Annotated in this window: 21 protein-coding genes; 9 read left to right on the forward strand and 12 right to left on the reverse strand. The window is 69.6% G+C overall.

Features of this window, described 5'->3' with window-relative positions:
• The first annotated feature begins 1 nt into the window (after window position 1).
• The gene (locus ABN034_RS17830) at window positions 2-595 is read left to right on the forward strand and encodes a hypothetical protein (RefSeq protein WP_349692126.1); all 594 of its coding nucleotides are present in this window, start codon (window positions 2-4) and stop codon (window positions 593-595) included.
• On the forward strand, window positions 592-1,053 hold the full coding sequence (locus ABN034_RS17835) for a hypothetical protein (protein WP_349692127.1): 462 nt from the start codon (window positions 592-594) through the stop codon (window positions 1,051-1,053). Before ABN034_RS17830 ends, ABN034_RS17835 begins: the two co-directional genes overlap by 4 nt.
• Before the next feature lie 67 nt (window positions 1,054-1,120).
• Here ABN034_RS17835 and groL read toward each other — a convergent pair whose 3' ends face one another.
• Window positions 1,121-2,737, reverse strand: coding sequence for a chaperonin GroEL (gene groL / locus ABN034_RS17840; RefSeq protein ID WP_349692128.1), 1,617 nt, complete (start codon window positions 2,735-2,737; stop codon window positions 1,121-1,123).
• Window positions 2,738-2,897: 160 nt separating this feature from the next.
• Window positions 2,898-3,194, reverse strand: coding sequence for a co-chaperone GroES (groES, locus tag ABN034_RS17845; RefSeq protein WP_349326819.1), 297 nt, complete (start codon window positions 3,192-3,194; stop codon window positions 2,898-2,900).
• A 230-nt stretch (window positions 3,195-3,424) separates the two neighbouring features.
• Between groES and ABN034_RS17850 the strand changes: the two genes are divergently transcribed.
• Together ABN034_RS17850 and ABN034_RS17855 are read left to right on the forward strand one after the other, a co-directional pair.
• Entirely contained in the window at window positions 3,425-4,738 is a 1,314-nt protein-coding gene (locus tag ABN034_RS17850) for a class I SAM-dependent methyltransferase (RefSeq protein WP_349692129.1), read from the forward strand.
• A gap of 133 nt (window positions 4,739-4,871) precedes the next feature.
• Window positions 4,872-5,873, forward strand: a complete 1,002-nt coding sequence (locus ABN034_RS17855) for a glutathione S-transferase family protein (RefSeq protein WP_349692130.1) — start codon at window positions 4,872-4,874, stop codon at window positions 5,871-5,873.
• 18 nt (window positions 5,874-5,891) lie between these two features.
• Here the strand turns inward: ABN034_RS17855 and ABN034_RS17860 are convergent, their stop codons facing one another.
• Window positions 5,892-6,365: a rhodanese-like domain-containing protein gene (locus tag ABN034_RS17860; RefSeq protein ID WP_349692131.1), complete on the reverse strand. Its 474-nt coding sequence runs from the start codon at window positions 6,363-6,365 to the stop codon at window positions 5,892-5,894.
• A gap of 94 nt (window positions 6,366-6,459) precedes the next feature.
• Here ABN034_RS17860 and ABN034_RS17865 point away from each other — a divergent pair, with 94 nt between their 5' ends.
• Complete coding sequence (locus tag ABN034_RS17865; protein WP_349326813.1) at window positions 6,460-6,939, forward strand: Lrp/AsnC family transcriptional regulator; 480 nt, start codon at window positions 6,460-6,462, stop codon at window positions 6,937-6,939.
• Between the two features lie 65 nt (window positions 6,940-7,004).
• The gene (locus tag ABN034_RS17870) at window positions 7,005-7,385 is read left to right on the forward strand and encodes a Rid family detoxifying hydrolase (RefSeq protein WP_349692132.1); all 381 of its coding nucleotides are present in this window, start codon (window positions 7,005-7,007) and stop codon (window positions 7,383-7,385) included.
• 6 nt (window positions 7,386-7,391) lie between these two features.
• On the opposite strand, the gene ABN034_RS17875 is transcribed toward ABN034_RS17870, so the two are convergent.
• Window positions 7,392-9,170: a glycoside hydrolase family 3 protein gene (locus ABN034_RS17875; RefSeq protein ID WP_349692133.1), complete on the reverse strand. Its 1,779-nt coding sequence runs from the start codon at window positions 9,168-9,170 to the stop codon at window positions 7,392-7,394.
• A 131-nt stretch (window positions 9,171-9,301) separates the two neighbouring features.
• Between ABN034_RS17875 and ABN034_RS17880 the strand changes: the two genes are divergently transcribed.
• Window positions 9,302-9,748 carry a nitroreductase family deazaflavin-dependent oxidoreductase gene (locus ABN034_RS17880; RefSeq protein ID WP_349692134.1) on the forward strand — a complete coding sequence of 149 codons (447 nt, stop codon included), beginning with the start codon at window positions 9,302-9,304 and terminating at the stop codon, window positions 9,746-9,748.
• Complete coding sequence (locus tag ABN034_RS17885; RefSeq protein WP_349692135.1) at window positions 9,745-10,140, forward strand: rhodanese-like domain-containing protein; 396 nt, start codon at window positions 9,745-9,747, stop codon at window positions 10,138-10,140. The genes ABN034_RS17880 and ABN034_RS17885 overlap by 4 nt, the downstream gene beginning before the upstream one ends.
• Here ABN034_RS17885 and ABN034_RS17890 read toward each other — a convergent pair.
• The 5 genes from ABN034_RS17890 to tsaB all read right to left on the reverse strand — a co-directional run bounded on the left by ABN034_RS17890 (window position 10,130) and on the right by tsaB (window position 16,508).
• Entirely contained in the window at window positions 10,130-11,182 is a 1,053-nt protein-coding gene (locus ABN034_RS17890) for a formylglycine-generating enzyme family protein (protein WP_349692136.1), read from the reverse strand. The two genes, ABN034_RS17885 and ABN034_RS17890, sit on opposite strands and share 11 nt — an antisense overlap.
• 131 nt (window positions 11,183-11,313) lie before the next feature.
• Complete coding sequence (gene tsaD, locus ABN034_RS17895; RefSeq protein WP_349692137.1) at window positions 11,314-12,360, reverse strand: tRNA (adenosine(37)-N6)-threonylcarbamoyltransferase complex transferase subunit TsaD; 1,047 nt, start codon at window positions 12,358-12,360, stop codon at window positions 11,314-11,316.
• Between the two features lie 309 nt (window positions 12,361-12,669).
• Complete coding sequence (locus ABN034_RS17900; protein WP_349692138.1) at window positions 12,670-14,808, reverse strand: ABC transporter substrate-binding protein; 2,139 nt, start codon at window positions 14,806-14,808, stop codon at window positions 12,670-12,672.
• A 494-nt stretch (window positions 14,809-15,302) separates the two neighbouring features.
• Entirely contained in the window at window positions 15,303-15,782 is a 480-nt protein-coding gene (rimI, locus tag ABN034_RS17905) for a ribosomal protein S18-alanine N-acetyltransferase (RefSeq protein ID WP_349692139.1), read from the reverse strand.
• Between the two features lie 21 nt (window positions 15,783-15,803).
• Window positions 15,804-16,508, reverse strand: a complete 705-nt coding sequence (gene tsaB / locus ABN034_RS17910) for a tRNA (adenosine(37)-N6)-threonylcarbamoyltransferase complex dimerization subunit type 1 TsaB (protein ID WP_349692140.1) — start codon at window positions 16,506-16,508, stop codon at window positions 15,804-15,806.
• A gap of 137 nt (window positions 16,509-16,645) precedes the next feature.
• Between tsaB and ABN034_RS17915 the strand changes: the two genes are divergently transcribed.
• Window positions 16,646-17,614: an NAD-dependent epimerase/dehydratase family protein gene (locus tag ABN034_RS17915; protein ID WP_349692141.1), complete on the forward strand. Its 969-nt coding sequence runs from the start codon at window positions 16,646-16,648 to the stop codon at window positions 17,612-17,614.
• A gap of 68 nt (window positions 17,615-17,682) precedes the next feature.
• On the opposite strand, the gene tsaE is transcribed toward ABN034_RS17915, so the two are convergent.
• Genes tsaE through alr form a run of 3 tightly spaced genes read right to left on the reverse strand, consistent with a single transcriptional unit; the run spans window position 17,683 to window position 20,967 of the window.
• Window positions 17,683-18,672, reverse strand: a complete 990-nt coding sequence (gene tsaE, locus ABN034_RS17920) for a tRNA (adenosine(37)-N6)-threonylcarbamoyltransferase complex ATPase subunit type 1 TsaE (RefSeq protein WP_349692142.1) — start codon at window positions 18,670-18,672, stop codon at window positions 17,683-17,685.
• A gap of 58 nt (window positions 18,673-18,730) precedes the next feature.
• Entirely contained in the window at window positions 18,731-19,828 is a 1,098-nt protein-coding gene (locus tag ABN034_RS17925; protein WP_349692143.1) for an alpha/beta fold hydrolase, read from the reverse strand.
• Window positions 19,825-20,967, reverse strand: a complete 1,143-nt coding sequence (gene alr, locus ABN034_RS17930) for an alanine racemase (RefSeq protein ID WP_349692144.1) — start codon at window positions 20,965-20,967, stop codon at window positions 19,825-19,827. The genes ABN034_RS17925 and alr overlap by 4 nt, the downstream gene beginning before the upstream one ends.
• Between the last annotated feature and the right edge of the window lie 138 nt (window positions 20,968-21,105).

Genomic DNA, 21,105 nt, shown 5'->3' on the forward strand with positions numbered 1-21,105 from the left:
CGTGAGCGCCGCTCCCGACGACGTTCTGACCACGTACCCGGGAACGCCTTACGACGTGCGGGCACCGAACTCCGATGACCAACTCCTGCTTCCGGCAGGTCATGGCGCCGTCGCGATCGAAGCCTGGTGCCCCCGCTCGGAACAGAACGCCGCTCTGCCGATCATCGGTGTCGACGGGAAGCCCGCGACGCATGGCTTCGGTCGTGCCCTCATCGTCGTTCCGGCGGGAGAACGGTTGATCGAGGTGCAGGAGGGTCGGCCGCGCCAAACCACACAGCTGACGATCGCTGAGGGCCAGGTCACCGAGTTCGAGTACTCCCCCGTCCTGAAACCGACCCGTGGTCGCCAAAAGGATGGCAAACGGTCGCCAGCGAGGACCCCTGGGCACGCCTTCCAGGCATGGATGTCCTTGGCGATCGGGGTCGTCTCGGTGGTCTGGATCGTCTTCTTCGTCGGCATCACGTGGTACGGAGGCGTACCGGCGGTGGGCGCACTCGGCGCACTCCTGGGTCTCTACGGGATGTGGGTCGGCTATTCGGGCTGGAAGGGCAGCCAACGACCCAAGCGGTCACAGAAGCGGAAGGGGACGCGATGACGCAGCCGCCGACCGAACCGACGCCGCCCGCGGTCCTCGTCGACCAGAAGCGCGGGTCGTCCTACCCTGACCTGCCGCAGGGGTGGGGCGCGGTCGAGGTCACGTTCGACTTCGACAGCCTGATCGCCGTGGAGGAGAACGGCACACTCATCGCGGAGAGTCCCAACTGGGGCACCTGGGTCGACCCGCCGACGCTCACCATCGACGGCAACGAACGCCGAGCCAGCTGGTCGGTCTGGGCGTACCCACTGCCCGCCGGGCCGCACACCGTGCGGTTCGGAACGCCTGGCTTCGCCGAGCGCAGGGTCGAGATCGCGGCCGGCCAGATCGCCCGGATCAAGTACCACGCCGATATTGCGTTCCACAAGGACAAGGCCGACGACATTCTCGGTGGTCCCGTCCGGGAGACGACCGCCACCGTGAAGGTTCGCGCCCTCAAGTCCCGCCCGGCGCGCTGAACCTCATCCAGTCAACGGAGAAGGGGCCCCTCCGCGCAGGAGAGGCCCCTTCTGTACTTCTCGCCGATCAGTGGCCGTGGCCGTGGCCCGCACCCGCGGGTGCCGGCTCAGGCTCCTCGGGCTTGTCGACGACGAGCGTCTCCGTGGTGAGGAGCATGGCCGCGATCGACGCCGCGTTCGCGAGCGCCGAGCGGGTCACCTTCACCGGGTCGATGACGCCCTGTGCGGTCAGGTCGCCGTATTCGCCGGTCGCGGCGTTGTAGCCCTTGCCCTTGCCCGCCTCGCGCACCTTCTCCACGACGACGTAGCCCTGGGCACCAGCGTTCTCGGCGATCCACCGCAGCGGCTCCAGCACCGCGGTGCGGACGAGATCGACACCGATCTTCTCGTCACCGTTGGCCGACACCTTGTCGAGAGCGACGGCCGCGTGGACGAGGGCGGCGCCACCGCCGGTGACGATGCCCTCCTCGATCGCGGCACGGGTCGCGGAGACCGCGTCCTCGATCCGGTGCTTCTTCTCCTTCAGCTCCACCTCGGTAGCGGCGCCGACCTTGATCACACAGACACCACCGGCGAGCTTGGCGAGCCGCTCCTGGAGCTTCTCGCGGTCCCAGTCGGAGTCGGTCTGGTCGATCTCGGCCTTGATCCGCGCGACCCGGGCCGCCACGTCGTCGGCGGAACCGCCGCCGTCGACGATCGTCGTGTCGTCCTTGGTGACGACGACCCGGCGGGCGGTACCCAGGACCTCGAGCCCCACCTGGTCGAGCTTGAGGCCGAGCTCGGGCGCCACCAGCTGGCCGCCGGTGAGCGTCGCGATGTCCTCGAGCATCGCCTTGCGGCGGTCACCGAATCCGGGCGCCTTGACGGCGACCGAGTTGAAGATGCCGCGGATCTTGTTGACGACGAGCGTCGCGAGCGCCTCACCCTCGACGTCCTCGGAGATGATCACCAGCGGCTTGCTCGCCTGGACGACCTTCTCCAGCAGCGGCAGGAGGTCGGCCATCGAGGAGATCTTGCCCTGGTTGATCAGGATGTACGGATCCTCGATGACAGCTTCCTGGCGCTCGGCGTCGGTCACGAAGTTCGGGGAGATGAACCCCTTGTCGAACTGCATGCCCTCGGTGAGCTCGAGCTCGGTGCCCAGAGTGTTGGACTCCTCGACGGTGATCACACCGTCCTTGCCCACCTTGTCGAACGCCTCGGCGATGAGCTGCCCGATCGTCTTGTCCTGGGCCGAGATCGCGGCCACGTGGGCCATCTCGTCCTTGGTGTCGACGGACTTGGCCTGCTCGAGGAGCTCGGTGTTGATCGCCTCGACGGCAGCGTCGATGCCCTTCTTGAGCGACATCGGGTTGGCGCCGGCGGCGACGGCCCGGAGGCCGACGTGGACCATCGCCTGCGCCAGCACCGTCGCCGTCGTGGTGCCGTCCCCGGCGATGTCGTTGGTCTTCGTCGCAACTTCCTTGACGAGCTGGGCGCCGAGGTTCTCGAACGGGTCCTCGAGCTCCACCTCACGGGCCACCGTGACGCCATCGTTGGTGATGGTCGGTGCGCCCCACTTCTTGTCGATGACGACGTTGCGGCCGCGTGGCCCAAGCGTCACCTTCACGGTGTTCGCGAGAGCGTCGACGCCGCGCTCCAGGGCGCGCCGCGCGTTCTCGTCGAACTCCAGGATCTTCGGCATGGGTATGTGTGTCCTTCCACGACACCGCCCCGGCGCCCCGGTATGTGGAGGCCGCCGGGGCGGTGTCAGTCGTCAGGTCATCGGTTGGTTGCTGGTATTGACTTCGGGGTCGACAGGTTGTGTTGCGACGACCCCACGCGCGTGAGTCCGCGACCTGGTGTCACTTGGTGACGACAGCGAGGACGTCACGAGCCGAGAGGATCAGGAGATCCTCGCCGCTGTACTTGACCTCGGTGCCGCCGTACTTGCTGAAGATCACCTTGTCGCCGACGCTGACGTCGAGCGGGATGCGCTTGCCGTTGTCGTCGATGCGACCAGGCCCGACCGCGAGGACTTCACCCTCCTGGGGCTTCTCCTTCGCGGTGTCGGGGATCACGAGTCCCGACGCCGTCGTCTCTTCGGCGTCCAGCGCCTTGACGACGATCCGGTCCTCGAGTGGCTTGATGGAGACCGACACTTGTTGACCTCCCCCTTCACGGGATGTCACGGGTGGCTGTGCTTTCACCTATGGCGCGACGTGTGGCGAGCCGTCGTCGCGGGTGCCGGCCGCCTCGTCGCGGGCTTGTTGGTTGGCACCCTAAGGTCGAGAGTGCCAACTCAGAATCTAGGCGGTCTCTTAGCACTCGGTCAACCCGAGTGCCAGATGGCGTGGCGTGTCGCGTCCCGGATCGCGGAAGGAGTGTCCTCGTGGATCTCCAGACGTTCCGGGACCTGCTCACGCCAGCCGGCCGTGATCTCCTCGCGGAAGCGTGCACGGCGTACGAGGAACACACAGCGATCGCACTAGGGACCCGGCTGCGGCGCCGCCATCCCCCCGACCTGGTGGCGGCGGCGATGACGCAGGCCGCGCTTCGACGGCGTGCCCATGCCAAGTGGGGCGAGGATGCGGGCAGGATGTTCTTCACCCGGGACGGCCTGGAGCAGGCGACGACCGGCGCGGTGGCGGCGTACCGGGCCGGGCGCATTGTCGATGCCGACTGCCGCCTGGACCCTCCGGAGACGATCGCTCCGGAAACGACAGGGCCAGGCCCTGAGTCGTCCCCGGAACGTGGTGCCCGGATCGTCGACCTCTGCTGCGGCATCGGCGGGGACCTGATCGCCCTCGCCCGGGCCGGCGTCCAGGTCACCGGCGTCGACACGGACCCGCTGACAGTGGCCATCGCCCGCGCCAACCTCGCCGAGCTGGACCTGGCCGGGCACGCGTCGGTCGAGCAGGCGGATGCGCGCGAGGTGGACCGTGCGGCGTACTCCGCAGCCGTGGCGGACCCGGCCCGGCGCTCTCTTCGCGGGCGGATCTTCGACCCTGCGGGCTATTCGCCGCCGTGGTCGTTCGTCGAGGAACTGCTGCGGGGCGACGCCTGCGTGAAAACCGCGCCGATCATCCCGCACCGGCTGATCCCGGCCGGCGTCGAAGCGGAGTGGATCAGCGTCGGCGGTGAGGTGAAGGAGGCCGCCCTGTGGGCAGGGCGGCTGCGGACCGGGGACGGCGACCGCCGCCGTGCGACCGTCCTCCCGGCGGGCGGAGTGCCGGCGGGTGAGGCCGGCGAGTGGGCGGGGCAGACAGGCGGGTGGGCCGACCGGGTGACGATGACCGATGCCGATGACCCCGGAGCCGCGCCGGTCTCGCCTCCGCTGGCGTACCTCTACGAACCCGACGGCGCGGTCATCCGCGCCGGGCTCGTCACTGGCGTCGCTCCCCTGGTCGACGGATCCCTGCTGCATCCGAAGATCGCCTATCTCACGTCTGACCAGCTGGTGTCGACGCCCTTCGCGTCCGCTTACCGGATCGTCGCCGTCCTTCCGTACGACCTGAAGGTGTTGACGCGTGAGCTCCGGAACCGAGAGGTCGGGAACCTCACGGTGAAGAAGCGGGGAGTCGACGTCGACCCGCAGACGCTGCGCAAACGGCTGGGAGTCCGCGGACCCCGTGCGGCCACGGTCGTCGTCACCCGCAGCGAGCAGGGCACCCTCGCCCTGCTCGTCGACCCGACACCCGCGTGAGGGGCACCTTCACCCAACACGCCTCGGTATCAAGAGCACGTCCGGCAAAAGCGGGCGCCGCCGCGAGAGCGGACCCGTCCTGCGACCGGGACCGGGAGGGACTAACGAGGCGGCCGGGGGTGTTTTCGTCGCTATGAGCTCCACGCAGGAATCGCAGGACGCCGCGTACGCGAGTCCGGTCGATTACGACGCATATGGCACCTATTCGGTCAAGGGCGCCAAGTTCGGCGAGGACGGGTTCGAGCGGCCACTCGACCTCTATCCGTTCCGCGGCCGGCTGAGTTCCGACGGGTCCACCGAGTATCCGGCCGAGCCAGGCCGCTACCACCTGTACCTCGCCTGGAGCTGTCCATGGGCACAACGTGCGGCCATCGTGCGCAAGCTCGCCGGCCTCTCCGACCTCGTTTCGGCGTCCTACGTCCACGGGGAGCGGGATGGCCGCGGCTGGGCGTTTCGCGAGGACACCGGCCCGGATCCGGTGAACGGCTTCACCTTGCTCCGCCAGGCCTACGACGCGACCCACCCCGACTATCCCGGGCATGTCTCGGTCCCGGCGCTGTGGGACAAGCAGACGCACAAGATCGTGAGCAACTTCTTCCCGGACCTGACGATCGATCTGGCCACCCAGTTCGAGGGTCTGGCCGAGGACGGGACGGACCTTTATCCACCGCGGCTGCGTGCCGACATCGACACGCTCAACGAAACGCTCTACGACGACATCAACAACGCCGTCTATGTGATCGGCAACGAACCCGACCAGGGCACCTACGACAACCTGGTGCACCGCCTCTTCCAGACCCTCGACACGCTCGAACGCCGCCTTGCCGGCAACCGTTTCCTGTTCGGCAACCGGATCACCGAGTCCGACGTGCGGCTCTGGGTGACACTCGCACGGTTCGACACCGTCTACTACGGGCTGTTCAAGGTCAACCTGCGCCGGCTGGTCGACTACCCCCACCTGTGGGCGTACGCACGGGACCTGTACCAGCGGCCGGCGTTCAAGGAGACGACCGACTTCGTGGCGATCAAACGCGGCTACTACACCGGATTCGGCAAGCTCAATCCGTACCGCATCGTTCCTGCCGGGCCGGTACTGGACTGGGACGCGCCCGCCGGCCGCGACCACCTGAGCTGACGTCGCCGTTCGTCCACGTCAGCAGTCGCAGGACCGGCTGCGCACCGGCGCGGTCAGCGGATCGGCCTGCTGTGCGGTGACGGCCTCAGGTGTCTCGACGGCGAATCCCTCCCGGATCCAGTACTCGATCCCGCCGAGCATCTCCTTCACCCGATATCCCCGCTGGGCAAGGGCGAGCGCTGCCCTGGTGGCGCCGTTGCAGCCCGGTCCCCAGCAGTAGGTGACGACGGGTACGCCTGGATCGAGCAGGGCACCCGCGCGTGTCGGGATCTGCGCGGTCGGCAGGTGCACAGCGCCCGGGACGTGGGCCTGCGTCCAGGCCCCGGGCCCCCGCGAGTCGACGAGGACGAACCCCGGCTCCCCACTGTCAAGCGCGGCTTGCACGTCGGACACGTCAGCGTGGAACGCAAGGCTGGCGGAGAAGTACGCCACCGCGTCGTCAGGTGTACGCAGCGGCACCGAGAGGACCGGGTTCGGCGTCGTGATCGTCATGTCTGGCAACGTTACGGACACGTGGGACCGAGCTGAAGAAGCGATCCACGGCGCGGGCCTGGATTTGCCAGGCATCGCCTGGTATCCATCCCACATGACCGTGGAATCCACCGGCGCTCCCCTCGACGACACCGACTGGCGGATCATCGACGCTCTGCAGCGCGACGGCAGGGCCAGTTTCGCCGACCTCGCCCGGACCGTCGCGATGTCACCGAGCGCTGTCACCGAACGCGTCCGCCGACTGGAAGAGCGCGGAGTCATCGCCGGCTACTCCGCGGTGATCGACGCCGAACGCCTGGGATACGCGATCATGGCGCTGGTCAGGCTCCGTTATCCCACCGGCAACTACAAGCCCTTTCACGACCTGCTGGCGGCGACGCCCGAGATCGCCGAGGCGCATCACGTCACGGGCGAGGACTGTTTCGTCCTCAAGGTGCTGGCGCGTTCGATGCGTCACCTCGAAGAGATCACCGGACGCATCGCAGGACTCGGTGCGGTGACGACGAGCGTCGTCTACTCGAGCCCGCTCCCCCGGCGTCCCCTCACCGGTGGGCGTACGCAGAGACTTCGTTAGGGTTTCGACCAGCCTCACCCTCGAAGGTTGGCCGGCAGTCGAGACGACGACGGAAGGGCTCGCCCATGGCACGGGAAGAAGTTCGTACGGACAAGGCACCGAACCCCGCGGGTGCCTACTCCCAAGGCATTGTCGCGAACGGTTTTCTCTACACCGCGGGGTTCGGCCCCCAGGATCCGGCGACCGGCACCCTGGTCGAGGGCGGCGTGGCCGAGCAGACCGCCCAGGTGATGCGCAACGTCGCGGCGGTGCTGGCCGAGCGCGGTCTCTCCTTCGCCGATGTCGTCAAGGCCACCGTGCACCTCGCGAGCCTCGACGACTTCGCGGAGTTCAACCGGGTGTACGAGTCGTTCCTCGAGAAGCCGTACCCGGTCCGGACCACGGTCGGTTCCACGCTCATGAACATCCTGGTCGAGATCGACGTCGTCGCCGCCCTGCGCTCCTGAGCGACGTCAGCGGGGACAGCCGGCGCGCGGCGGCAGGCCGTCGACATCGACGGGGAGCCGGCCGGCGCCGCGTGCCCGGCCGGTGAGGACGTCGGCCAGTGCCTGGAAGGCGGCCGGTGTCCTTCCGTACAACGCGATCCGCGCCTTCTCTGCCCGACTACCGCCGAGGCCGTACGGCGTGTCGAGCGCGACCACGACATCGCCCGAGCCCTGCTCCCATCCCGCATCGAGCAGGCGTACGACGTCGCCGGCACCACCGGCGCCTTCGGCCGCGCTCCGGGTCACGTCGAGGTCCGCGTCGCGCGCGGCGGCGGCGAACCGCTCCCGGTCTTCCCGGTCTCCTCCGATCACCTGCACCTGCGAACCGACGAGCCGGCCACGACAAGGACCTGACGCGACGGTGAGTCCGCGCAACGACGCGGTGTAGGACGCCCGGGACGATCCACCCAATGCGGCCGTTGACAACGGATCGGCACCCACGCTCGCGCGCTGGTGCAGCATCAGCGCGACCGACCGCGCCGCCGCCGCGTCGAGGCGGGCCTGCGGCAGCCGACCGGAACGGACAGCACGTACGACGGCCGTATGGCTCGCGCGGGCATCGGCCGGCAGCAGCAGAATGTCGGCACCCGCGAGCAGGGCACGCACGCCCGCGTCGGCACTGCCGTACTTCTCCGCGACGCCGGCCATCTCGAGCGCGTCGGTGACGACGACGCCGGAGAAGCCGAGCCGCTCGCGGAGCATCCCGCCGATCACGGGGCCCGACACCGACGACGGCGCACCGGCATCGACGGCGCGGACGTCGATGTGCGCGACCATCACCGCCTGCGCCCCGGCACCGACGGCGGCCTTGAAAGGTACGAGGTCGCGCCGGCGGAGCTCCGCCAGCGACGCCTCCTGCACGGGCAGGCTCACGTGACTGTCGGCCGGAACGCTGCCGTGGCCGGGGAAGTGCTTGGGGACGGCGGCTATGCCGGCCTCGGCATAGCCGCGCAAGGAGCCCTTGACAGTCGAGGCGACCACGCTGGGATCGCTACCAGCGGAGCGGCTGCCGATCGTGGGATCGTCCGGTCCGGTCGTCACGTCGGCGTCGGGCGCGAACACCATCGTGAATCCGAGGTCGCGGAGTTCCTTCCCACTCGCCCGCGCGACCGTCCGCGCAAGGCCGGCGTCACGGGCGGCGCCGAGCGTCATGTACGCCGGAAACTCCGTCAACCCTCCCTTGACACGAGCGACTCGGCCGCCCTCCTGGTCCACCCCGATGACGACCGGCCAGCTCCTGCCCAGTCGGCGCGCCTCGTCCTGCAGGGCCCGGTTGACGTCACGGACCTGATCGGTCGAGGCGACGTTGTTGCCCATCACGATGACGCCGCCCACATGGTGGCGGCGCAGCAGGCTGAGCGGTGCCGACGTACCGTCGAAGCCGGCCACGATGACCTGGCCGGCCTTCTCGCCGAGACTCATGTGGCCGACGATCCGCCTGGCCCTTGCCCACTCTGCCTTTGTCGGGCCCCACGGCAGCGCGGCGGGTGCGGCCGCCTCCCTGCCTGGTGTCGCCGTGGGTCCCGGTGTGGGGACGCGGAGGCTCGGCGGAGGCGGTGCGGGTGAGCGGCCACTGGCCGAGCCGCGGGAGGGCTTCGACGTCCGGTCGGCGGACGGTGTGTGAACACCGGGGCCGCCCGCGTCTCCACCCAAGCCCAGCGCGCCGCAGCCAGCCGTCACCGCTATCGCCAGCACGGGCACGAGCACCCGTACGGCCAACGACTTCCGACGCGCGGCTTCCGGCACCGGGCCATGGTGCCAAACGAACGATGGGCGGCCAACCGGCGCCCGACAGGGCTCGCCGAACATTCCATCCGATACCGGGCCAAGCTGCCGCCAACCCCTCGATGGGAGCGCAGCCGGTACATAATGCCCTTGTGGCCAAGCGATTTCAGCAGACGAGACTCCGGCGGACCGGCAACCGCGCCGTCACGTGGCTGACCCGGCATGGCTGGATCGACCGACGTACCTACCTGCTCACGGTCGCCGGCCGCCGCACGGGCCAACCCCGCACCACGCCGGTGACCCTGGTCGAGAACACGTCCGGCCGGTACGTGGTCGCCCCGTACGGCCCGGTCCAGTGGGTACGCAACGTCCGCGCCGCCGGCCAGGTGATGCTGCAACGCGGCGGGCGGGTCGAGACCGTGCACCTGCGTGAGCTGGGTCCGGTCGCTGCCGCGCCGGTCCTGCGCGAGTACCTCAGGACGGTGCCGATCGTCCGGCCCTATTTCGACGTACGACCGGGTTCCGCACTGGCCGACTTCGAGGCCGAGGCGGATCGGCATCCGGTCTTCGAGATCCGCGACGCACCAGGCGGGTCATGACGGAGCCGCCAGGTGCGGAGGAGGTCGACGTCCAGGTCGCGCAGGCCCTGTGGGCGGCCGGCGACCCCATCGTGGACGTACGCACGGAGCAGGAGTACGCCGGGGGCCACATCGCCGGGGCGCTGAACGTCCCCCTCGACCGGCTCGCGTTCGAACTCGACACGCTGCCGCCCGGTCAGGTGCTGACGGTGTGTTCGATGGGCAACCGGTCGCGCCATGGCGCGGACCGCCTGGTCCGGTTGGGGCGTACCGCCCTGTCGTTGCGTGGCGGCACCAAGGCGTGGGCCGCGGCCGGACTGCCGATCGCCGCCGGCACCGAGCCCGGCCCGCGCCGGCGCAGCCGCGGCCTGCTCGCCGCGGTGCGCCGGCTGGCCCGCCGCCCTACCCGCTGAGCACGCAGCGGAACCCCAGGTGGCAGGCCGTCACCGTACTTGGCGCGCCCTGGCGGGCGGCGGGTCGGTACCGCAGGCAGTACGTGTCGGCGCACAGGAACGACCCTCCCTTGAGGACCCGGACGGTGTTTCCGGCGCCGACGTGGGCGTCGGCCCGGGCATCGACGTGGTCGCCGCCGCCGTGATCCGGCGGACCCTCCGACTCATGTCCGCGCCATGCGTTCTCGGGTTCGCGCGGGCGCGGCACCGCCGGACGGAGTACGCCGTTCGGCAGGCAACTCGCCTTCGCCCGAAAGGTCGCGCTTCGTGCGATGAAGGGATCGGCCGTCCACTCCCACACGTTGCCGGTCATGTCGTAGAGGCCATAACCGTTGGACGGAAAGCTTCCGACCGGCGACGTGCCGGAGAATCGGTCCCACCGCGCCATCCGCCACGGAAACGCGCCCTGCCAGACGTTCGCGAGGAGTCGTCCGCCAGGGCTGAACGTGTCGCCCCATGCGTACACCGCCCCGTCGAGGCCACCGCGTGCCGCATATTCCCACTCCGCCTCGGTGGGCAGCCGGCGGCCGACCCAGGCCGCGTAGGCCACCGCGTCGTCGTAGCTCACGTGGGTGACGGGATGCCGCTCGCGACCATGCACCGAACTGTCAGGCCCCTCCGGATGCCGCCACGACGCCCCAGGTACCGACGACCACCACAGCCCGCTGTCGGACAGGTCGACCGGCCGCGAAGGTTGGCGGAACACGAGGGAACCCGGCGAGACGATCCGCCGATCGTGGCGGCCACCGGCAACAGCGGACCGTTCGGCATCCGTGACATGACCTGTCGCGCGGACGAACCGGCGGAAAGCCGCGACCGTGACCGGATAGGCGTCCATCCAGAATCCCGCGACGCTGACCGTCCGGACCGGACCCTCTTCGGGATAGAAGCCCGCCGCCCCCATCTGGAAAGTACCGCCCGGCACCCTGACCATGGCCTTCCCCGGCCGGCGAACTTGCCTGCCGGGGAACTCCGTCACGGCATGGAACGCGTTGGACGCCATAGGGCTCCTGTTCGAGGCGCTCTCGCGGTGCGCACGTGGACCCGCTGGTTGTCACATTTCCGTTCCTGCCGACGGATAACCGTCAACCCGGTTTTGCACGTCGTACCGTTTGGATCGACGTAGGACGGATGTCAGACCGCGACGGAGGTCACCGGCAGCGAGGAGTCGGCCGGCAGGTCGAGCCGGGACGGAGTACGCCCGCGCACGACCATCTCCGCGCCCAGCGCGGCCACCATCGCGCCGTTGTCGGTGCACAACGACGGGCGTGGTACGCGGAGGCGGATGCCGGCTGCGGCACACCGCTCGGCGACCATGGCCCGCAACCGGGAGTTGGCGGCGACACCGCCGCCGACCAGGAGATCCGTAACTCCGTGCGTACGGCATGCGTCGACGGCCTTGCGGCTCAACACGTCGCAGACGGCCTCCTGGAAGGAGGCTGCGACATCGGCGACTGGTACCGGCTCCCCGTCCCGCTCGCGGGTCTCCACCCAGCGGGCGACGGCGGTCTTCAGTCCGGAGAAGGAGAAGTCGAACCGGTGCCGCTGCAGGTCCCGTGGACCGGTGAGACCGCGCGGAAAGACCACAAAGGCCGCGTCGCCTTCCTTGGCCGCACGGTCGATGTAGGGCCCGCCGGGAAACGGGAGGCCGAGCAGTCGCGCCACCTTGTCGAACGCCTCGCCGGCCGCGTCGTCGATCGTGGCGCCGAGCGGTGTGACACGTCCCGTCACGTCCTCGACGAGCAGCAGCGACGAATGCCCGCCCGACACCAGCAGCGCCAGACACGGTTGCGGAAGAGGGCCGTGTTCGAGGGTGTCGACGGCGACGTGCGCGGCGAGATGGTTGACGCCGTAGAGCGGCCGGCCGAGCCCGAGCGCGAGTGCCTTCGCCGAGGCGACCCCCACCAGGAGGGCTCCGGCGAGGCCCGGCCCGCTTGTGACCGCGACCGCGTCGAGGTCGTTCAGCCGTACGCCGGCCTCCCGAGCGGACCGCTCCAGCGCCGGAACCATGGCCTCCAGATGGGCCCGGCTGGCGACCTCGGGAACGACACCACCGAACCGCGCATGCTCGGAGAGGCTGGAGGCGACCGCATCGGCGAGCAGTGTCTGACCGCGGACGATGCCGACGCCCGTTTCGTCACACGAGGTCTCGATGCCGAGCACGAGCGGCTCGTCGGCCATGGTGGTGTGCTCCCGCGGGGATGCCGTCGACTGTCTGGTGCTGCTGTCTGGTGCTGCTGTCTGGTGCTGGGTCGCGCGTGCGCGTCAGCACCAGACAGCAGTACACCACGTCGACCGAGGCCGGCCCTCGCCCGCCGCCCCACCCTGGCGATCGATGGTCCGGGCGCCGGGACCTCACATCGCCAGCCCACCGTGATCATGAAGGAACAGCGGTCGTATGAGGCGGAAAAGCCTTCATCATCACGATCATGATCACGGGATGGGTGAGACGAGGGTGAGGCGGCGGTCGCGGCGCGCCGGTGACCGGCGCTAGGCGGCACCACCTTCGACGTGCTGGTCGGGGTTCTCCCAGTACCACGTCTCGGGGTCATAGACAGCCGGTGTGGGATGGATCCACGGCGCGGCGAAGCCGCCCAGGGCGAGGTTCTCCTTGGTGGGAACGTTCTTCATGTCGTCGTGGACCAGCACGATGTACGGGGTGTTGGCGCAGACGCCCAGGAGCCACGGGCCGTCAGTGATGTGGATCTTGACCATCTCCCACACCAACTGGTGCCGCTTCATCTCGTCCGGCTCGATCTTGCTCTGGTCGTAGAGCTTCCAGAGCCGCTCGATCGGACCGCCGGGCTCGGGCTCCATCCGGGGAGGAGTCCGCTTGTACGGATCGACGTCCTTCTCCTGCTTCTCCGCAGGAGTTCCCCGGACGTTGTAGAACTCGCCCTGTAGCGGCGCCCAGCGTGAGGACTCGATCGGCACCATCCACTGCGGGTAGACCAGGCAGTTGGGCCCGTCGCCGGTCTCCCAGTTGGTGTTGGTCATCAGCTTTCCGAACCGCCACTGGTCGCCGTAACCGTCCGGAGCGACGGGATTCAACTTCGCGTCGATGCCGATCGCCTGCCAGTCCCGCGCCAGGAGTTCGTTCTTCTGCACGTGTTCCGGCGCGGAGTCGGCGTGGTAGTCGAGATGGACGCGCAGCTTCGTGCCGTCCGGCATCTCCCGCTTGCCGTCGCCGTCCTTGTCGACCACCCCGATCTCGTCGAGGATCTTCTTGGCGAGTTCGGGATCGTACTCGAGGTAGCTGTCCCGCCAGGACTTGTACACCTGTTTGCCCTCGTCGTTGACGTGGAACTCGATCCCCTTCGGGCTCATCGTTCCCGTCGTGAGCTCACCGGTGTTGAAGTAGACGGCCTTCTGCACGTCCTTGCGGTTGTACGCATGTGACAGAGCCTGGCGGAACTTCGCGTTACGGATCAGCTCGCGCATCTTGGGTTCGCGGTAGTCCTGGTTGAAGAACACCAGGGAACCGCTCCCGTCACCGGCGTCCCAGAGGTTGACGCGGAGCTTGGTCTGGTCCTCGGTCTGCTTCAGTGTCGAGATATCGCTGAGGAAGATCGCCGTGAAGCCGGCGTACAGGAAGTTGATCTTCCCCTCGGTCGCCTGGAGCTTCTGGACCTCGGGATTCTCGACCACATTGAAGACGAGCTTGTCGAGATACGGCAGCTGGGCACCGTCGGGGGCCACACACCAGTAGTAGGGGTTGCGTTCGTAGACGACCTTCTTGCCCTCGGCGTACGACCCGCACTTCCAGCCGGTCAGCACCGGGCAGTCGGGGTTGCGCGCCCAGACCCGCTTCGTGTCGAACTCGCCCTTCTCGGTGGCCCAGTCCTTCGGCACGCCCTTGGTGTATTTCGGATGGAACTGCTTCATGTAGTGCTTGGGTTCCATCCAGCCTGGGCCGTTGCCGCGCTTGACCCACATCGCCAGCCGGTCGGCGGTGAGCGGTGCAGGCGCGTCGAACGACATCGAGATGGTGAGATCGTCCGGCGCCGTCATCTTCATCAGGGTGCCCGTGCCGGACTTCGCCTCATCCGGCGGGACCTCGGGATGGTCCTCGTTGAGCACCATGTCCTCCCACCAGAACATGATGTCGGCCGTCGTCCACGGTTCGCCGTCGGACCATTTCACGCCGGAACGAAAATGCAGGGTCCACTCCGTCGCGTCGGCGTTGGACTCCCAGCTCTCGACCAGACCGGGCGCGATGTCCTGCCCGTCGTTGAGCCAGCGCAGCAGTGAATGGCCGTACATGAACTCGGCATGCGTACCCGACTCGCTGTCTCCGGTGACGGTGCTGATGACGCCGCCGTACTTCCCTGGCTTCACCCAGTTGTGCGGGATGACATAGGGCTTGTCGGGCAGGCGTTCCTCAACCGGCGGGAGCTCGCCGGACTTGACCAGCTTCGCCAGCTCGGGTGACTCGCTGAACTTCGCGGGAATGGGCATCGGCTCGGTCTTCGAGCCCTTCAGAGCGTCAGAGACCGGGCCCTCGCCCTTGTCACCACTGTCGGTGCCGCCGGTCTGTTGTGGCGAGCAGTTCGCGAGGATCACACTGCCCGCTGCCACGGCAGACAGGTGCAGCATGGTCCGCCGGCTGAGTCCGTCTCTGTTGTCCATGATCCGCATCCGTTCAGACGGTCCCCGCTCCGCGGGCGAGCGCGCGACCGGACCGGGGTACGCCGGGCGCTGGAGGGGTTGGTGGCTTTCGGCTGCCCCTCGCACGCCACGCCGGTGCCGGTCGGCTCACCCGTCTCTCGTACGAGGCCGACAGGTTGGCAATCGATTTCTCGCCAAAGCTTGGAGGTGCCTCGTGCGGGTGTCAATGGCTGCCGGAACGCCGTCCGACTTCGGCAACTTCAGTCCGCGCGCACCCTCCCGGCCAATGACCACGCTGAGCATGCCTGCGGTCGCCGGGACAGGTGTCGACACCGTTCCGGGTTCCAAACGCATGGGCACCGTGGTCATTCGCATGGGCACCCTGGTCATTCGCGTAGGCACCCTGGTCATTCGCATGGGCACCGTGGTCATTCGCGTAGGCACCGTGGTCATTCGCATAGGCACCCTGGTCGAACGCATAGGCACCGTGGTCATTCGCCGCGCGTGCGGCAGGCTCAGTCAGTGCGGCGAAGGGCGTCACTGCGGGGTGGGGCGAGCGTCAGCCGGAGTACCAGCGCGTCGGCGCCGTCCCGGTAGTAGCCCCGGCGCCGGGCGAGCGGAGCGAAGCCGGCCGCTTCATACATCGAGATGGCCGCGGCGTTGGCCGCACTCACCTCGAGCAGGGCCTCGGTGCAGCCGCGATCGCGGGCCGCCGCGACGACCTTGTCCAGCAGGAGGCGGCCAAGGCCCTGACGCCGACGGTCAGGGCGTACGGCGATGCGCGCGACGTCCGCGGTCGCACCCACCGCGAGCAGCGCCGCATAGCCGACGATCTCCCCCGACTCCTCGGCGACCACGACCTCACGGGTCTCCGGTACTCCGTCCAGCTCACCACGAAGCGCCTCTTCACCCCACGCGTCGACGCCGAAGCAGGCCGTCTCCAGCTCGCGCAGCGCGTCGAGGTCGGACCTCCGCGCTGGCCGCAGCCCTACCATGAGCAGGCCGACCCAGCCGCGTCAGGCGACCGGACGCGTAAGGACGCTCTTGCGCGCCCCCGGCTCCGCGACGTCGGGGCGGCGGAGATAGAGCGGTTCGGGGTCGAGCAGCGGGACCCGGCGAGCCGCCACGAGCAGCGCAAGGTCACCCGCCGACGGATCATCCGGGCCGCTCGCCTGCGGAAACGCGTCGGGGTAGAGCCGCGCACCACGGCCGATCACCAGGTCGGTCGTCGCGATGTCGGCGGGCCGGTCGACGCGCGGACCATCGACTCGGGTGTAACGGTCGGCGTACCGCGCCCAGTAGACCTCCTTGCGCCTGGCGTCGGTCGCCACCAGGAAGGACCGTGCGCCCGTGACGGACCGGTCCGGGCCGACCGGTCCGACGGCGCCGCCCTGCGCGGGCTCGTCGATCTCGGCCGCCGCCGCCAGGACGTCGAGGGTGCACACGCCATGGACCGGAATCTCGAGGATGTGGGCGAGCGTGCGAGCGGTGACGAGCCCGACCCGCAGGCCCGTGAACGGCCCAGGGCCGACGCCGACGGCGATGTCGGTGAGGTCGCGGCGATCGGCGCCAGCCTCGCGGAGGACGGCCTCGATGCCAGGTGCGAGCAGCTCGCCGTGACGGCGGGCGTCGACGACGAGCGAGCTCGCCAGCACCCCGCGACCGTCGGAGAGCGCGACGGTGACGGCGGGCGTGGCCGTGTCGAACGCGAGGAGCAGCACGTGGTCAGGCTAGCCATGCGAGGGTTCTGCCAGGAGCGGAACCCCTTCCCACCCGGTGAGGTCGTACGTCACGCTCGCTCATCACGAGCGGGTACGTAGAAGGGCCGGCGGCGGCGCCGGCCACGGGAGGTCGGCCAGTGCGCATCGTGGTGCTCGGGGGTACCTGGTTCATCGGTCGGGCCGTCACCCAGCACCTTGCCCGGCAGGGACACGACATCCTCGTGGTCCACCGTGGCAAGACCGAGCCGGCCGAACTCGCTTCCGTACGACACCTGCACGTCGAGCGTTCCGCGCTGCCTGGCGCCGCCGGCGAGATCGCGGCGTTCCGGCCCGAGGCCGCCGTCGACGTGTCCGCCGGCAACGGCGCCGACGCCCAGGCCGCCCTCGCCGCGCTCCCCGACGACATCGCGCTGGTCGCGATCTCGAGCGGGGACGTCTACCGGGCCTACGAGGGTCTGCACACCGACCGGCAGACCGACCTGGTGCCGCTCACCGAGACCTCGCCGCTGCGCGAGAGGCGGTATGTCGACGGCTCGGACTACGAGAACCTCGAGATCGAGGAGCTCTACCTCGCCCGTGGCGGTGTCTCGCTACGTCTCGGGTGCGTCTATGGGCCGTACGACTACCAACGGCGGTTCGAGTTCGTGCTGCGCCGCCTGCGGGCCGGGCGGACGGCGATACCGGTGGGGTCGGGCGGTTTCCTGTTCAGTCGCGTCCACGTGGACGACGTCGCCAGCGCGGTGTCGACCGTACTCGACCACCCGGACTGTGCGGGTGAGGCGTTCAACGTCGTCGAACGACCGACGGCGCCCTACCGACTGTTCGCGGAGCAGATCCTTGCGGCCGCGGGCGACGCGGGCGCCGGTACCGAACTGGTGCGGGTTCCCGACTCCGCGCTGCCGCCGGACATGATGCTCACCGGCACGCTCAGCCAGCACCTGCTGATGGATCCCGGCAAGATCCGGTCCACGCTGGGCTGGGAGGCCGCCGACCCTGAGGCAGCACTGGAGGCATCGGTGCGGTGGCATCTCACCCATCCGCCGAAGGAGTGGAGCCGGGACTTCTCCGCCGACGACACCGCCCTCGCCGCCGCCTCCGGCACCTGACTCCCTGCCACCTGGCCGCTCCGATGCATCGCCACCGATGGCCTATGCCCCAGCTCGCATGGTCGCGCTCAGGTCGGCGGTGCACCAAGGGCCGCGCGCAGGGGTACGTCGACCCATCGGCGTCCCGCGGGAACGATCCGGATCCGCCTGGTCTCCGTCCCACCCCCTGCACCCTCATCCGCCGCACCGCCGGGCCAACCTTCGAGAACCCCGCCGGCCGGGTCGCCGAGGGAGCGGGTCAGCACGACGTCGAGCCGGTCCTCGGCGAGCCCTTCGGCCAACCCTTCACCCCATTCGACGACGGTGACCGACTCGTCGAGGGACGTGTCGAGATCGAGGTCGTCGAGTTCGGGCACCCCACCCAGCCGGTACGCATCGACGTGGACCAGCGACGGCCCGCCCGCGAGCGACTGATGTCCCCGCGCGATCACGAACGTCGGCGAGGTCACGTCTCCCCGCACCCGCAGGCCGGCGCCGATGCCCTGCGTCAAGGTCGTCTTGCCCGCACCCAGCTCGCCCGTCAACAGCACGAGATCTCCCGCTCGCAGGAGCCCCGCCAGCCGCTCCCCGACGGCCCGGGTGTCGCCGGCCGACGGTGCGATCACCTCCACCGGGAGGCGCTTGACCACATCGACCTCCGGCCCCCGCCGGGCGAGCTCGACGTAACCCCGGTGCCACCAGAACGCCAGCGTCGAAGGGAGCTCCGCCCGGGCCACGAGACGTACGCCGTCCATCCCGCGCGTCTCGGCGACCTCCTCGGCGCAACCCACCATCGCCGTCGCGACGCCGCGATGTTGGAACCGCGGGTGGACCGAAACCCTGCGCAGAGCCAACCAGCCGCCGTCTTCGGCGAAGAGGATCGCCCCGGCGGGTAGGTCGTCGACACGGGCGAGGAGGCCGCCGTACGCCTCCACCGCGGCCTCGATCGACCCGAGCGTCTCCTGCAGGGCGGTGCCCGGTGGGTCGAGTGGGGGCCGGGCACCGAACGCCGTATGGATGATCCGCAGCAGGGCGGGCGCGTCGGAGGGCTTCGCCTCCGTCACGTGCAGGTCGATCACAGCACCTCGTTCGAACGGGTCGCATGGGCGCTCCGGGCCGGGCCGGTCACGCAGATCGTCACGAGGCGCGCTCCTCGGCGGCGTCGGCGGCCCGGTCCAGCAGTTCGCGCAGGGCGGCGTTGACGATCTCGGGGTGCTCGATGATGAACATGTGGCCAGCATCGGAGAGTTCTACGTAGTCGGCGGCCGGATGCCGGTCCGCGATCTCCCGGCTGTGCTCCACCGGTGTGATGAGGTCGTCGCGGCCGCCCATGACCAGGGTCTCGACGCCGTTCAGCGCTTCGAGGGCGTCGTACTTGTCGTGGACGGCGAAGCCCGGATAGAAGTCGGCGACCACGTCGATTGGCGTCGCGGCCAGCATCTCCGCGACGAACTCGACCCGCGCCGCCGGCACCTTCGTACCGAACGAGTAGTGCTTGGTGAGCAGGTAGCCCACGTCGCTCCCCGCCTTGCGGCCGTGCTCGATCAGGTTCGGTGCGCGGGCGATCGCGGCGACGACCGCCGGTGCGAGGCGGTGTACCAGCCGGCCGACAGGCCCGGGAACGCCGAGCGTCACCCGGTCGAGCCCGCCGGCGCTGGAGGCGAGCAGCGCGGCGCCGACGACCCGCTCGGCGAAGATCTCCGGCTGCTGGTCGGCGAGCGCGAGGATCGCCATGCCGCCCATCGAGTGGCCGATGAGAACGAGCGGACCCTCGGGTGCCACGGCCTCGAGAACCTCGGCGAGATCCGTGCCGAGCTGGTCGACGTTGCACAACTCGCGGGGCGACCGGCCGGACCTGCCGTGCGAACGATGGTCGAAGAACACCGTCCGGGCCGTGCCCGCGACGGCCGCACGCTGGAAGTGCCAGCAGTCGAGGTTCAGCGCCCAGCCGTGGCAGAACACGACGGTGAGGGGGTCGGCGCCGATGTCATGCGCGGGTTCGTCGACCTCGGCGTAGAGCTCGATGCCGTCGCGGGTCTTGACGATAACGGGCACTCCGCGACGAGAACCCAGCCGTTCCTCGCCATCGGCGTCACGGTTGCGCCGGCGGCCGACGACGTACCGCTCGACCGCGATACCGGCCGCGGCACCCGCGGCCGCACCTGCCGCCAGGACACCGGTGGCCGCACCGAACAGGCTCGGCCGCCGGCCGAGCTGGAGTCCCCCGCGCGTCATCCCGCCTCCTTACCCACGTGTCGCCGGGGCACCCGGGAACCGATCCGGGTGACGATCTCGTACGAGATCGTGCCCGTCGCCGCAGCCCAGTCATGCGCCGTCGGCTCGCCCGATGTACCTGGGCCGAACAGCACCACCTCGTCACCCTCGGCACTCGGGTCGTCGCCGAGATCGATGACGAACTGGTCCATGCACACGGTGCCGGCGATCCTGCGCCGCCGGTCAGCCACCCACACCGGACCGACATTACTTGCTGCGCGCGGCACACCGTCGGCGTAGCCGAGTGGCACAAGGCCGAGCGTGGTCTCCCGTGACGTGACGTAGCGATGGCCGTACGACACGCCCTCGCCGGCCGGCACCCGCTTCACCAGCGCGAGGCGCGCCCGCAACGTCATGGCCGGGACGAGTCCGGCCGCGGCGTCGGACAGCCCCTGCACGGGGCAGAGACCGAACGCGGCAATGCCGGTGCGTACGAGATCGAAGTGCGACTCGGGGACCGCCAGGGTGCCGGCGGAGTTGGCGAGGTGGCGTACCTCGGGCTTCAGTCCCACCCGGTCAGCGAACGCCAATGCCTCACCGAACGCCTCGATCTGCCGGGGGACCGACGGATGGCCGGGTTCGTCGGCACAGGCGAGGTGGGACCACACCCCGACGACCGTGACGGTCCCGTCGGCCTGAGCGGACAGGGCAACGTCGACCAGAGCCGGCCAGTCCCTGAGGTGGGCGCCACCGCGGCTGAGACCCGTGTCGACCTTGAGATGGACCCGCGCGGCCGTGCCTCTGCTCGCGGCGGCCTCGGCGATTTCCCCGAGCTGCCAGGGAGAGTACGCGGCGACGTCGACACCGGCGGCGAGGGCGTCGGCCCAGCGCTCACCGGGGGCGGCCAGCCAGGACAGGATCCGCGGGCCGGTGAGCCCGGCCGAGCGCAAGGCGACGGCCTCCTCGACGTTCGCGACGCCGATCCAGGTGGCGCCACCGGCGACGGCGGCCGCTGCCGACGGAACGAGGCCGTGGCCGTAGCCGTCCGCCTTCACCACGGCCATGACCTCGGCGTTGCCGGCCCGCTTCCGCAGGGCGGCGACGTTGCTTCGGATGGCGGCCAGGTCGATGATCGCCTCGGCGCGTGCTGCGGTGTCCATGACCGCCCCATCATCCCAGGTGAGCACGACTTGCGCGGTGGAGGTGGACCTTCTCCCGTGTCGGGCCCGGACGGCACCCATGGGCCCCCTTCTGCGTGATCTGGCTCTGGCTGTCGACCGCCGCGCGCTACCCGGCGT

The sequence above is a fragment of the Actinopolymorpha sp. B11F2 genome, from assembly GCF_040195635.1.
GTDB lineage: Bacteria > Actinomycetota > Actinomycetes > Propionibacteriales > Actinopolymorphaceae > Thermasporomyces.

Bases quoted from the DNA above. Each gene is read 5' to 3' on its own strand.
- alr (WP_349692144.1), bottom strand. From the start codon at position 20,967: ATGGACACCGCAGCACGCGCCGAGGCGATCATCGACCTGGCCGCCATC.
- ABN034_RS17925 (WP_349692143.1), bottom strand. From the start codon at position 19,828: ATGACGCGCGGGGGACTCCAGCTCGGCCGGCGGCCGAGCCTGTTCGGT.
- ABN034_RS17890 (WP_349692136.1), bottom strand. From the start codon at position 11,182: ATGGCGTCCAACGCGTTCCATGCCGTGACGGAGTTCCCCGGCAGGCAA.
- ABN034_RS17900 (WP_349692138.1), bottom strand. From the start codon at position 14,808: ATGGACAACAGAGACGGACTCAGCCGGCGGACCATGCTGCACCTGTCT.
- ABN034_RS17870 (WP_349692132.1), top strand. From the start codon at position 7,005: ATGGCACGGGAAGAAGTTCGTACGGACAAGGCACCGAACCCCGCGGGT.
- ABN034_RS17855 (WP_349692130.1), top strand. From the start codon at position 4,872: ATGAGCTCCACGCAGGAATCGCAGGACGCCGCGTACGCGAGTCCGGTC.
- ABN034_RS17865 (WP_349326813.1), top strand. From the start codon at position 6,460: ATGACCGTGGAATCCACCGGCGCTCCCCTCGACGACACCGACTGGCGG.
- groL (WP_349692128.1), bottom strand. From the start codon at position 2,737: ATGCCGAAGATCCTGGAGTTCGACGAGAACGCGCGGCGCGCCCTGGAG.
- ABN034_RS17860 (WP_349692131.1), bottom strand. From the start codon at position 6,365: ATGACGATCACGACGCCGAACCCGGTCCTCTCGGTGCCGCTGCGTACA.
- rimI (WP_349692139.1), bottom strand. From the start codon at position 15,782: ATGGTAGGGCTGCGGCCAGCGCGGAGGTCCGACCTCGACGCGCTGCGC.
- ABN034_RS17885 (WP_349692135.1), top strand. From the start codon at position 9,745: ATGACGGAGCCGCCAGGTGCGGAGGAGGTCGACGTCCAGGTCGCGCAG.
- tsaD (WP_349692137.1), bottom strand. From the start codon at position 12,360: ATGGCCGACGAGCCGCTCGTGCTCGGCATCGAGACCTCGTGTGACGAA.
- ABN034_RS17835 (WP_349692127.1), top strand. From the start codon at position 592: ATGACGCAGCCGCCGACCGAACCGACGCCGCCCGCGGTCCTCGTCGAC.